The organism is Bacillus sp. GS3m_15504 (assembly GCF_055825275.1).
On the sequence record NZ_JBVVNL010000001.1, the window covers coordinates 728,900 to 741,273 of the forward strand.

Sequence of the window (12,374 nt, forward strand, 5' to 3'; positions counted from 1 at the left end):
AGGTGAGCAGCATGAAGAAAAAGAAACAAAGACAAATGCAAAGACAATCGCAAGTGAATCAACCAAAGAAAGAGTCTCTTACATTAGGTGATCAATTAAACGATTCACTTATGCAACAATTAAAGGATAAGAAGAAAGAGTTGCAAGTGAGAGAAGAGAAAAAAGAGGCAGCAGAATTGGAAAGAAAGCGTCAAGAACAAAAAGAACGTGAAAAGAATAAATCATTTGAAGAACTGTTAAGTGAAAGTAACCTTACTTGGAAAGACTTTAAATAATAACGAAAATGATCAGTGAAATAACGCTGATCATTTTTTTGACGAGCTTGTAAGAAAAGGGGAGTTAGAATGAGAAAAATTGTAGTTGTTCCGCATGAAAATCATTGGGGTGAAAAATTTCAAATAGAGGCTGAAAGATTAAAATCTGCGATGCCAGAAACGGTGAAAATTCATCATATTGGAAGTACGTCAGTGCCAGGACTGGCAGCTAAACCAATTATAGATATGATTATGGAAGTAGAGAATATTGATAGAGTAGATAGGTGGAATGAACGATTTATAGAGCTTGGTTACATCGCAAAAGGAGAAAATGGTATTCCAAGACGCCGCTATTTTATTCATGGAACGGAGGAAAAACGTTCGTATCACTTACACGTGTTTGAAAAAGGAGATCCTGAGATAGTAAGGCATTTAGCATTTCGTGATTATATGATGGCTCATTGTGAAGAAGCTGAGGCATATGCAACTTTAAAGAAAGAATTAGCTGAAAAGTATACATATGATGGTGCGTTATATTCGGAAGGAAAAACTGAGTTTGTACGTAATATTGATGAAAAAGCGAAGAAATGGATAGAAAATAGCGCGAATGAATGAGTTCGCATTATTTTTGAATATGTATAAATTTATTATGTAAACTGTACATATGTTTTGACTTTTTGGTTGAATCTTGTTCAAATAAAGTGGTGGCTTATAAAAAATGTAATGATGAAAGGGAGACGACTGTGCACATTCCAACAACTACACTTCATAATGGCGTAAAAATGCCGATGATTGGTTTAGGCGTTTATAAAGCGAAAGAAGGCGACGAAGTAAAACAAGCAGTAAAAACAGCGCTAGAAGTTGGATACCGTTCGATTGATACAGCAACTGTATATGAAAATGAAAGCGGTGTCGGAGAAGCGGTTCGTGAATCAGGAATTCCGAGAGAAGACATCTTTATTACAACAAAAGTTTGGAACGACGATCAAGGATACGAGGAAACACTTGAGGCGTTTGAGAAAAGCTTAAAAAAATTACAAATGGACTATGTAGATTTATATTTAATACATTGGCCAATAAGAGGGAAGTATGTTGATACGTACCGAGCATTAGAAAAACTGTATGAAGAAGGTAAAGTGCGCGCGATTGGTGTTTCGAATTTCCATAAACATCATTTAGAACTGCTATTACCAAATTGCAAAATAAAGCCGATGGTAAACCAAGTGGAACTTCATCCCATGTTAACACAATTTGAATTGCGTAATTTTTGTCAAGGTGAGCAAATTCAAATGGAAGCATGGAGTCCATTAATGAGAGGTGGAGAAGTATTTCAGCACCCGATTATTCAGGCCATTGCTACTAAATATGAAAAAACACCTGCGCAAGTTATATTAAGGTGGGATATTCAAAGCGGGATTGTGACGATTCCTAAGTCTGTTACACCATCTCGCATTCAGGAGAATTTTTCTATCTTTGACTTTTCACTAACAGAAGAAGAGATGACTGAAATTAATACGTTAAATCGTAATTTACATGTAGGAACGAATCCTGATAAATATGATACGTTATAAAAAGACGCTACCAGTATGGTAGCGTCTTTTTAACGATGTAAAGTGTACGTATCACATTTAGCGATTTGCTGAAGCTGTATATATTCTTCTGTTGTTAACTGTGTTTGCTTACAGGCTTGTACATTTTCTCGTAATTGTTGAATAGAGCTTGCACCAGGTATTACAGCTGCTACAGTGTCGTTATGTAAGCAATATTGAATAGCTGTTCCTGTTAAAGAACTTTCCACGATTAATTCTTTTACATTCGCGAGTGTCCCATATAATTCATCGTAAGAATAAGAAAGGTAATCCTTTTCTTTTACTCTTTCTATCTTTCTTGCATTGTTGTCAGTTAGAATTCCTTTTGCAAGCGGTCCGCGGGCAATGACGCTAATTTGATGTTCATTAAGAAGCGGGAACCATTCTTCAGGGCGACGATTTAAAAGGCTATATTCCATTAGTACACTGACGATATTTGAACGTTTTGCATACTCACGGATGACATTTGGACGTATAGAAGAAATACCGTAATGGCGAATGATACCTTCTTTTTTTAATTCTTCAAAGGCTTCAATTGTTTCATCTATAGGATCTTCAATCGTCCCGCCATGAAGTTGATATAAATCAATATAATCGGTTTGAAGTCTACGTAAACTTTCTTTCACTTCAGCTTTTATGTAATTTTTAGAAGGATCCCAAGACCAGCCGTTTTTTTCTTCTGTCCATCGATTTCCAACCTTCGTTGTAAGAACAATTTGATCTCGTTTCCCTTTTAATGCTTTTCCAACAAATTCTTCGTTTAATCCATAATCATATAAATCTGCTGTATCAAAAAAATTGATTCCTAAATCGATTGCTTCGTCGATAATACGCATAGCTTCTGCTTCAGATGTACCGAGAGACATACAGCCAAGTCCCATTTCTGTCACAAATAAATCTGAGTTTCCTAATTGACGTTTTTTCATAAGTCAACCTCCTTACTCTTATTGTACGAAAGGGAAAAGAGGTTGACAAACTTTTACTTTTTACTAGCTGTAATCCACTCTTGTACAGTTGTATACTCTTTGCCATATTGTTTTAGCTTATGGCGAATTTGCCATGCTTTTCCGACTAAAGTGACGCGATTTGGTAAAATATAAACTTTCATTTCTATCACGCTCCTTTCAATGTGGTAAAATGTATGAGGAAAGAATAGGAAATAGAACAGGGAGATGAAGTAGTATGAGTAATCTTGCAGAGAGAACAGTAAAAACTGAGCCGATTTTTGATGGTAGAGTTATAAAAGTTCGTGTTGATGATGTAGTATTACCAAATGGAGCAATGAGTAAACGTGAAATTGTAAATCACCCTGGTGCAGTTGCTATTATTGCTATTACGGATGAGGGGAAAATTGTGCTTGTTGAGCAGTATCGTAAAGCGCTTGAAAAGGCGATTATAGAAATTCCGGCTGGCAAGTTAGAACCCGGTGAAAAACCTGAGGTGACAGCAGTTCGTGAATTAGAAGAGGAAACAGGTTATGTATGTGAAAATATGGAGCTTATTACTTCTTTCTATACATCTCCAGGATTTGCAGATGAAATTTTATATGTATATAAAGCGACAGGTTTGACGAAAAAAGAAAATAAAGCTGCGTTAGATGAAGATGAGTTTGTGGAATTGATGGAAGTATCATTAGAAGAAGCAACTACTCTTATGAAAGATCTTCGTATTCATGATGCGAAGACGATGTTTGCAGTACAATATTTACAACTACAAAAATAAACACTCGCCAAAGGCGAGTGTTTTTTAATTGATTTTTGCATATACGCGTGCATCACGTAAGCTACCATCTGGTGCTATGAAATCATTTTCCATTGTACCTTCTAGAATAAATTCTAAACGTTCTGCTAGTTTACATGCATTTGTATTTGTTGCATCAATACGAATTTCAATTCTTCTAGCACTTAGCTTATCGAAGGCAAATTGAATGGCACCTTTAACAGCTTCGGTCATATAGCCTTGTTTTGTATAAGCGCTATGTAGCCAGAAGTGAAGTGAAAACTTTGGAATATCCCAGTTCTCAGGCTTGAGCGTTATAGCTCCGATGAATGTACCAGATACTTTATCGTATAAGTGAAAATCAAGTGTTTCACGAAGTAAAAACTGTCCGTGAGCATTACGAACGATTTCTTCAGCACTTTCTTCTGTTTCAGCGTTAATTGGCATCCACGGTACTAAGTCTTCTAGAGAAGCTTGGATTGCTTCATACACTTCTGCACCATCACCTGGAAATGGCTTACGTACTTGTAAGCGTTCAGTTTGAAATAATGTTGGAAAATCTAATAATAATGGTTTCAAGAGAAATCCCTCCTATTCTCTACTTTTTAGTTTAGCAAAGTAGAGCGGAATTTCAATGTTAATTCGTCATACTTTTTTCTTTCTTTCATACATTTTTAGTAAGAGTGTGAACGGAGGGAAGAAAAATGTGGAGAAAAACTTGGCAAGACCGTGTAATGTCTCACATACAGGAAAACTCTTCATTATATATATTTAACGCTGTTTTGTTATTGATGGGAGTAATATTTGGAGCGATTCTTGTAAATAGTTTACAATTAAATCAAAAACAAGATCTATCATTTTATTTACAACGTTTTTTTGGACAAGTTTCTAAAGGAGAATTTGCTATTGCAGGCGAAATGTTTCGAGAAAGTTACTTTTCACAATTAAAATACATTGGATTTATATGGATTTTAGGAATTTCAATTATTGGATTGCCACTTATTTTTATTTTATTATTTGCAAAAGGAGTAGTTGTCGGATTTACAGTAGGTTTTTTAGTAAGCCAGCATGGATGGAATGGATTATTATTAGCATTCGTTTCTGTATTGCCACAAAACCTCATTATTATCCCAGTATTTCTCGTTATGACAACAATTGCCGCAAGCTTTTCTTTACGCATGATTAGGCATCAATTTATCCGGAAAATAACTGAGCCGCTATTACCATTATTGATCCGTTATACATGCTTCTTTCTTGTAATTGGAGCGGTGTTAGCTCTTGCTTCTAGTGTAGAAGCTTATGCATCACCAGTTTTAATGAAAGAAGTCGTTGAGGCTATTAATAAACAATAAATACTTTATGAGAATAATTATCAATTTGTTTTTATTGTTTTTCTTTTGACAGAAGCCCTTCTTCTGATATAATGGTGTAAGAGTGGCGAGGAGGGAGTAGTACCGAATGGAAGAAAGAATTGAACGAATTAAGAAGCAATTACATGCAGCGAGCTACAAATTAACACCGCAACGTGAAGCAACAGTTCGTGTGCTGCTAGAAAATGAAGAAGATCATTTAAGCGCAGAAGATGTTTACCTCCTTGTAAAAGAAAAGTCGCCAGAGATCGGATTAGCAACCGTCTATCGAACTTTAGAACTATTATCTGAGTTAAAAGTTGTCGATAAGATTAACTTCGGAGACGGTGTTTCACGCTATGACTTACGCCAAGAAGGTGCGCAGCGTTTCCACCATCATTTGATTTGTACACAATGTGGTGCTGTACAAGAAATACAAGAAGATTTACTTGGTGAAGTGGAAAGGAAAGTAGAACATGACTGGAGCTTTAAGGTGAAGGATCATCGTTTAACATTCCATGGGATTTGTAAAAATTGTCAAGAAAATGAAACGGATGAAAAATAACCTTTTCCTATTTAACTAGGAAGAGGTTTTTTATTTGAATAAGGTATAAATTGGTGAAAGCTTGGCATATGTTGTAATAACTTATATTTTGGAGGAATTTACAATGCGCCGAGTTTTAAAATTAACTTTTGATGGGATAAAAGTATTTTTATTATTTACAAGTTGTACGATTTTGTTTTATTTCGCTATACTATGGATAAATGAAGAATATGAAAGCTATCATCGTTATGAAAAGCCAAAAGAAGAGACTGTAGAAAAAGTATCAGGGAATGAAGAGCCGGCAAAGGATGCTTTCGTAAATAGAATGATGTTTTTCTATGAAAATGGGGAGTAGTGTAGATTGGAAGATCAATTAAAAGATTTTATTCATTATATGGTTGTGGAAAAAGGGCTAGCGAAAAATACAGTAGTATCTTATGAACGTGATTTGAAAAGTTATGTAAAGTATTTGCAAAAGGTAGAACAAGCGAAAAGCTTTCACGAAGTGACACGCTTGCACATTGTTAATTTTCTGCAGCACTTAAAAGAAAACGGAAAATCTTCGAAAACATTAGCACGTCATATTGCATCGATTCGTTCGTTTCATCAATTTTTACTTCGTGAACGAGCAGTAGAGCACGATCCATCCGTACATATTGAAACGCCGCAAGGAGAACGGAAATTACCGAAAGTATTGTCAGTTGATGAAGTAGAGGCGTTACTTCAGACACCAAAAATGACGAGTGCTTTTGGGGTTCGTGATAAAGCGATGCTAGAGTTACTGTATGCAACAGGACTTCGTGTTTCAGAATTAATTGCCTTAAATTTAGAAGATGTACATTTAACGATGGGATTTGTTCGTTGCGTAGGGAAAGGGAATAAAGAAAGAATTATTCCACTAGGAAGCTTAGCGACGGAAGCGATTCAAAAGTATATTGAAAAGGGAAGAAGAGAATTGATGGGAAAAAAAGTAGTAGATGCACTCTTTTTAAACCATCATGGAAATCGATTATCAAGACAAGGATTTTGGAAGATTTTAAAACGATTAGCGAAAGAAGCAAATATTGAAAAAGAGCTTACACCTCATACGTTGCGCCATTCTTTTGCAACGCATTTATTAGAAAATGGAGCAGACTTGCGTGCTGTGCAAGAAATGCTTGGACATGCAGATATTTCAACGACACAAATTTATACGCATGTTTCAAAAACTAGATTAAAAGATGTATATAAACAGTTTCATCCGAGAGCATAGTTACTATGCTCTTTTTTCATAGATTCAAAAGGCTATAATACTTCACAGAAACTTCACAAACATTTCGTACATTGTTTTCAGCAGAAGACTAGAATATTACAATGTTTTTCCTCTATACTAAATAAAGTATGAAGGAGGAAATGATGATGAAAAAACTTATTATGACTTTATTTATCGCGATGCTAGCATTGGCTGGCTGTAATACAAACAAAGAAGAACCGAAAAAAGAACAGAAACTGGAAGTTGTAAAAGTAGCAGTTCAAACAAATCCGAAAGAAATTAAACCAGGTGAAAAAACAGAAGTACAAGCACTTGTTACACAAGGAAAAGAAAAAGTAACAGATGCTGATGATGTAAAGTTTGAAGTTTGGAAAGCTGGTGACGAAAAGCACGAGATGCTAGAAGGTAAGCATAAAGGAAAAGGTGTTTATGCTGTAGAGAAAACGTTTGAAACGGATGGAGTATACCATATTATTGCTCACACAAATGCGCGTGAAATGCATGTTATGCCAGAAGTAAAAGTGGCTGTAGGAAATGCGAAAGTAGAAGATGCGAAAAAAGAAAATAGTGATCATGGTGCAGGGCATGGTGATCATAAAAGCGATACAATGATTCACCTTATGGCTGGTGACATAAAAGCAAATGCTGAATCAACAATGAAAGTTCATTTAAAACAAAAAGAAGAAGCGTTAACTGGTGCTGAAGTACAACTTGAAATTTGGAAAGATGGTGTGGAAAAACACGAATTCATTCCAGCAAAAGAAGGGAATAAAGGGGAGTATGAAACAAAACATACTTTCAAAGAAAACGGTTCTTACAAAGTGAAAGTTCATGTTAAAAAAGGCGAATTGCATGAACATAAAGAAGAAACAGTAGAGGTAAAATAAAAAAGGTAGCTCTTTAGAGCTGCTTTTTTATTTTTATCTTGAAAAATGATCAGTGGGGTAAAATTTCACTTTAGTATGAAGAAATAAATCATAAAATGATTAGCACTTCTGTGCATAATGGATTACAATAGAAGTGTGAAGAAAATGAGAAATTCTACGAAAATGTATTAAAAAGAAAGCGTAAACATGTTATGATATCAGTATCAGATGTCTGACATCTGACTTAGAAAAAACTAGAAATGTTTTTGCGTCGTTTCAAGGTAAACGAAATAGGTTAGAGAATGATTTAAAGAAGTACTGTTTGATAATGAGAACGAAAGATAATTCTTATGGAGAACAGTTTCACTTTATAGCGTTTTGAACATACTACAAGAAGTAGAACTGAACTTATAGGAGGTCGCAGTTATGAATAAATATAAACGTATATTCCTAGTCGTAATGGACTCTGTTGGAATCGGTGAAGCACCAGATGCTGAACAATTTGGTGATTTAGGATCTGATACAATTGGTCACATTGCTGAACATATGAATGGATTACACATGCCTAACATGGTGAAATTAGGTCTTGGTAACATTCGTGAAATGAAAGGCATCTCTAAAGTAGAAAAACCACTTGGATATTATACAAAAATGCAAGAGAAATCTACTGGTAAAGATACAATGACAGGGCACTGGGAAATTATGGGTCTTTACATTGATACACCATTCCAAGTGTTCCCTGAAGGATTCCCAAAAGAATTACTTGATGAATTAGAAGAAAAAACAGGTCGTAAAATCATCGGTAATAAACCAGCTTCTGGAACTGAAATTCTTGATGAACTTGGTCAAGAACAAATGGAAACAGGCTCTTTAATTGTTTACACTTCTGCTGATAGCGTTCTGCAAATCGCAGCACACGAAGAAGTAGTACCGCTTGATGAGTTGTATAAAATTTGTAAAATTGCACGTGAATTAACGTTAGATGAGAAGTACATGGTAGGTCGCGTTATTGCTCGTCCATTCGTTGGTGAGCCTGGAAACTTTACACGTACACCGAACCGTCATGACTATGCATTAAAACCATTCGGCCGTACAGTAATGAATGAATTAAAAGATAGTGATTATGATGTGATTGCTATCGGTAAAATCTCTGACATCTATGATGGTGAAGGCGTAACTGAATCACTTCGTACGAAGTCTAACATGGATGGAATGGATAAGCTTGTAGATACATTAAATATGGACTTTACAGGTCTTAGCTTCTTAAACTTAGTTGACTTTGATGCACTATTTGGTCACCGTCGTGACCCACAAGGATATGGAGAAGCTCTGCAAGAATATGATGCACGTCTTCCAGAAGTATTCGAAAAACTAAAAGAAGATGATCTATTATTAATTACAGCAGACCACGGTAATGACCCAGTTCACCACGGTACTGACCATACACGTGAATATGTACCGTTATTAGCATATAGCCCAAGCATGAAAGAAGGCGGACAAGAGTTACCACTTCGTCAAACATTTGCTGATATTGGTGCAACTGTAGCAGAAAACTTCGGTGTGAAAATGCCAGAATACGGAACAAGCTTCTTAAACGAGCTAAAGAAATAGGGGGATAAACAAATGAATCGTGAACTTATTACAAAATCAGCTTCATACTTAAAAGAGAAATTTCAAGAGACACCACAAGTAGGACTAATCCTTGGATCTGGACTAGGTGTACTAGCAGATGAAATCGAGAACGCAGTAACAGTACCTTACAGTGAAATCCCTGAATTCCCAGTATCAACTGTAGAAGGTCATGCAGGCCAACTAGTATTCGGTACACTTCAAGGTGTAACAGTAGTAGCAATGCAAGGACGTTTCCACTTCTATGAAGGATACGATATGCAAAAAGTAACATTCCCAGTTCGTGTTATGAAAGAACTAGGTGTAGAAACAGTTGTTGTAACAAATGCAGCTGGTGGTGTAAATACATCATTCGAACCAGGCGATCTTATGTTAATTTCAGATCACATTAACTTCATGGGTACAAATCCATTAATCGGACCAAATGATTCTGAAATGGGTGTACGTTTCCCTGATATGTCTACATCATATACAGTAGAACTACGCGAAATGGCGAAACAAGTTGCAGCAGACTTAAATATTAAAGTACAAGAAGGGGTATACGTTGGAATGACAGGTCCTGTATATGAAACACCTGCAGAAATTCGTATGCTTCGTACACTTGGCGGAGATGCAGTTGGTATGTCAACAGTACCTGAAGTAATTGTAGCGCGTCACGCTGGTATGAAAGTACTTGGTATTTCTTGTATTTCAAATATGGCAGCTGGTATTTTAGATCAGCCACTTCACCACGATGAAGTAATCGAAACGACAGAACGTGTTAAAGCTAATTTCTTAGCATTAGTAAAAGCAATCGTAAAACAAATGAAGGGGTGACCTCACAATGAGAATGGTGGACCTAATTGCAAAAAAACGTGACGGACATGCATTAACGACAGAAGAAATTAACTTTATTGTTGAAGGATATACAAATGGTGATATTCCTGATTATCAAGTAAGTTCACTTGCAATGGCAATTTTCTTCCAAGATATGAACGATCAAGAACGTGCAGATTTAACGATGGCAATGGTAAATAGTGGTGATACAATCGACTTATCAGCTATTGAAGGTGTAAAAGTAGATAAGCACTCAACAGGTGGCGTTGGTGATACAACGACACTTGTATTAGGTCCATTAGTAGCCGCTTTAGGTGTACCGGTTGCAAAAATGTCTGGACGTGGTCTAGGACATACTGGGGGTACAATTGATAAATTAGAAGCAGTTCCAGGGTTCCATGTTGAAATCGAAAATGATGAATTCATGCGTCTTGTAAATGAAAATAAAATCGCAGTTATTGGTCAGAGTGGAAACTTAACACCTGCGGATAAAAAGTTATATGCACTCCGTGATGTAACGGCAACAGTAAACTCAATTCCGCTTATTGCAAGCTCGATTATGAGTAAAAAAATTGCTGCTGGTGCAGATGCAATTGTTCTTGATGTAAAAACTGGAGCAGGTGCATTTATGAAAACGGATGAAGATGCAAAACGTTTAGCAGAAGCAATGGTACGCATTGGTAATAACGTTGGTCGTAATACGATGGCTGTTATTTCTGATATGAGTCAACCACTTGGTGAGGCTATTGGTAACGCACTTGAAGTACAAGAAGCAATTGATACATTACAAGGTAAAGGACCGAAAGATTTAGAAGAGTTATGTTTAACACTTGGAAGTCAAATGGTATACCTTGCTGGACAAGCTTCATCTTTAGAAGATGCGCGTGAGAAATTAATTGAAGTAATGAACAACGGTAAAGCGCTAGAATCATTTAAAACATTCTTATCAGCGCAAGGCGGCGATGCATCTGTTGTTGATGATCCTTCTAAATTACCACAAGCACAATTTAAAATTGAAGTGGAAGCGAAGGAAGACGGTTATGTATCAGAAATCGTTGCAGATGAAATTGGAACAGCAGCAATGCTTTTAGGAGCAGGACGTGCGACGAAGGAATCTGAAATTGATTTAGCAGTTGGCTTAATGCTTCGCAAAAAAGTAGGGGACAGCGTGAAAAAAGGTGAATCCCTTGTTACCATTTACGCAAACCGTGAAAATGTAGAAGATGTAAAAGCAAAAATTTATGAGAACATGAAGATCTCTAAAGAGCATGTAGATGCACCGACATTAGTGCATGGCATCGTTACTGAATAATAAAGAAGGGCCAGGGAGTATTTCTCCTTGGCTTTTTTTGCTATTTTTTGTTTATAATAATAATGGGTGAAATTATGATTAGAATTTGTGCAATAACAAAAGCAGATGAAGTATTATATGATGTTTCGTTAGAAGAAACAAAGAAAGACCATATTGTATGGTATTGGCTAGATTTATATAAGCCAACGAAAGAAGAGTATACATACATTTTGCAAGACCATTTTAAGTTCCATCCCCTTGCAATTGAAGACTGTATAGAATATGTACAGAGGCCAAAAGTTGATTTTTATGATGGATATAACTTTTTAGTTCTTCATGCATTTGGTGAGGATGGATTAGAACCGCACGAGATTGATTTATTTATAAGTGATCGTTATATTGTTTCTTTCCATTTTTCTCATAACAATGCAATTGAAAGAGTATGGAAAACACTTGGAGAAAAGAAGCGTATTAAAAACAGTCCTTTACACGTAGCGCATACAATTATCGATCAAATTGTAGATGACTATTTTGCACCTGTATATTACATTGAGGATCATTTAAATGCAATTGATGATAATTTAACGGGTGAGACGGCAGGAAGTGTACTAGAAGAAGTATTTGATATACGTGCAGATTTATCAAAGCTAAGGCGTACAATCATTCCGATGCGTGATTTATTGTATCGTATTTTAAATTCAACCCGTTTTTACGGTATAAGTGATCATGAAATTTACTTTAAAGATATACATGATCATTTGCTTAAACTGACAGAAATGATTGAAGCAAGCCGGGAGTTAACAGCAGATATTCGAGATAGCTATTTTTCATTAAACTCGCATCATATGAATAACATTATGAAAACATTAACGGTATTCTCGACTATTTTCATGCCATTAACATTTATTGCGGGAGTATACGGAATGAACTTTGAGCATATGCCAGAGCTTGGTGGACAATATAGTTATTTTATTTGTTTACTTATCATGGCTTTAATTGGCGGTGGCATGATGGTTTGGTTTTATAAAAAAGGATGGTTTAAGTAAAAAAACACCGAGGAATTTT

At 35.9% G+C, this 12,374-nt stretch carries 16 protein-coding genes; 13 read left to right on the top strand and 3 right to left on the bottom strand.

What is annotated here, in order from left to right:
* The first annotated feature begins 11 nt into the window (after nt 1-11).
* From AC0L0O_RS04045 to AC0L0O_RS04055, 3 genes are all read left to right on the top strand, one after another.
* Nucleotides 12-275: a YqkE family protein gene (locus AC0L0O_RS04045; protein ID WP_000727557.1), complete on the top strand. Its 264-nt coding sequence runs from the start codon at nt 12-14 to the stop codon at nt 273-275.
* Nucleotides 276-344: 69 nt separating this feature from the next.
* Nucleotides 345-869, top strand: a complete 525-nt coding sequence (locus AC0L0O_RS04050; protein ID WP_001227164.1) for a GrpB family protein — start codon at nt 345-347, stop codon at nt 867-869.
* A gap of 128 nt (nt 870-997) precedes the next feature.
* The gene (locus AC0L0O_RS04055) at nt 998-1,825 is read left to right on the top strand and encodes an aldo/keto reductase (RefSeq protein WP_000547998.1); all 828 of its coding nucleotides are present in this window, start codon (nt 998-1,000) and stop codon (nt 1,823-1,825) included.
* A gap of 29 nt (nt 1,826-1,854) precedes the next feature.
* Here the strand turns inward: AC0L0O_RS04055 and lolS are convergent, their stop codons facing one another.
* Nucleotides 1,855-2,769, bottom strand: coding sequence for an aldo/keto reductase (gene lolS / locus AC0L0O_RS04060; protein ID WP_000747188.1), 915 nt, complete (start codon nt 2,767-2,769; stop codon nt 1,855-1,857).
* Between the two features lie 53 nt (nt 2,770-2,822).
* Nucleotides 2,823-2,951 carry a Z-ring formation inhibitor MciZ gene (gene mciZ / locus AC0L0O_RS04065; protein WP_000870298.1) on the bottom strand — a complete coding sequence of 43 codons (129 nt, stop codon included), beginning with the start codon at nt 2,949-2,951 and terminating at the stop codon, nt 2,823-2,825.
* 74 nt (nt 2,952-3,025) lie between these two features.
* Here mciZ and AC0L0O_RS04070 point away from each other — a divergent pair, with 74 nt between their 5' ends.
* On the top strand, nt 3,026-3,565 hold the full coding sequence (locus AC0L0O_RS04070) for an NUDIX hydrolase (RefSeq protein ID WP_000067038.1): 540 nt from the start codon (nt 3,026-3,028) through the stop codon (nt 3,563-3,565).
* 24 nt (nt 3,566-3,589) lie between these two features.
* Here the strand turns inward: AC0L0O_RS04070 and AC0L0O_RS04075 are convergent, their stop codons facing one another.
* Nucleotides 3,590-4,141 (bottom strand): GNAT family N-acetyltransferase, encoded by a 552-nt coding sequence (locus AC0L0O_RS04075; RefSeq protein WP_000803490.1) that lies wholly within the window; start codon nt 4,139-4,141, stop codon nt 3,590-3,592.
* Between the two features lie 155 nt (nt 4,142-4,296).
* Here AC0L0O_RS04075 and spoIIM point away from each other — a divergent pair, with 155 nt between their 5' ends.
* The 9 genes from spoIIM to corA all read left to right on the top strand — a co-directional run bounded on the left by spoIIM (nt 4,297) and on the right by corA (nt 12,355).
* Nucleotides 4,297-4,914, top strand: coding sequence for a stage II sporulation protein M (gene spoIIM, locus AC0L0O_RS04080; protein ID WP_223290733.1), 618 nt, complete (start codon nt 4,297-4,299; stop codon nt 4,912-4,914).
* A gap of 106 nt (nt 4,915-5,020) precedes the next feature.
* On the top strand, nt 5,021-5,476 hold the full coding sequence (fur, locus tag AC0L0O_RS04085; RefSeq protein WP_000392655.1) for a ferric iron uptake transcriptional regulator: 456 nt from the start codon (nt 5,021-5,023) through the stop codon (nt 5,474-5,476).
* A gap of 103 nt (nt 5,477-5,579) precedes the next feature.
* Complete coding sequence (locus AC0L0O_RS04090) at nt 5,580-5,810, top strand: YqzK family protein (protein ID WP_001255255.1); 231 nt, start codon at nt 5,580-5,582, stop codon at nt 5,808-5,810.
* Nucleotides 5,811-5,816: 6 nt separating this feature from the next.
* Nucleotides 5,817-6,707 (top strand): site-specific tyrosine recombinase XerD, encoded by an 891-nt coding sequence (gene xerD / locus AC0L0O_RS04095; protein ID WP_000390080.1) that lies wholly within the window; start codon nt 5,817-5,819, stop codon nt 6,705-6,707.
* A 143-nt stretch (nt 6,708-6,850) separates the two neighbouring features.
* Entirely contained in the window at nt 6,851-7,594 is a 744-nt protein-coding gene (locus tag AC0L0O_RS04100; protein WP_473785650.1) for a FixH family protein, read from the top strand.
* 405 nt (nt 7,595-7,999) lie between these two features.
* Entirely contained in the window at nt 8,000-9,184 is a 1,185-nt protein-coding gene (gene deoB, locus AC0L0O_RS04105) for a phosphopentomutase (RefSeq protein WP_001046067.1), read from the top strand.
* A 12-nt stretch (nt 9,185-9,196) separates the two neighbouring features.
* The gene (locus tag AC0L0O_RS04110) at nt 9,197-10,018 is read left to right on the top strand and encodes a purine-nucleoside phosphorylase (protein WP_001078446.1); all 822 of its coding nucleotides are present in this window, start codon (nt 9,197-9,199) and stop codon (nt 10,016-10,018) included.
* A gap of 7 nt (nt 10,019-10,025) precedes the next feature.
* Complete coding sequence (locus AC0L0O_RS04115; protein ID WP_001243079.1) at nt 10,026-11,330, top strand: pyrimidine-nucleoside phosphorylase; 1,305 nt, start codon at nt 10,026-10,028, stop codon at nt 11,328-11,330.
* Nucleotides 11,331-11,392: 62 nt separating this feature from the next.
* On the top strand, nt 11,393-12,355 hold the full coding sequence (corA, locus tag AC0L0O_RS04120) for a magnesium/cobalt transporter CorA (protein WP_002003436.1): 963 nt from the start codon (nt 11,393-11,395) through the stop codon (nt 12,353-12,355).
* Nucleotides 12,356-12,374 lie beyond the last annotated feature (19 nt).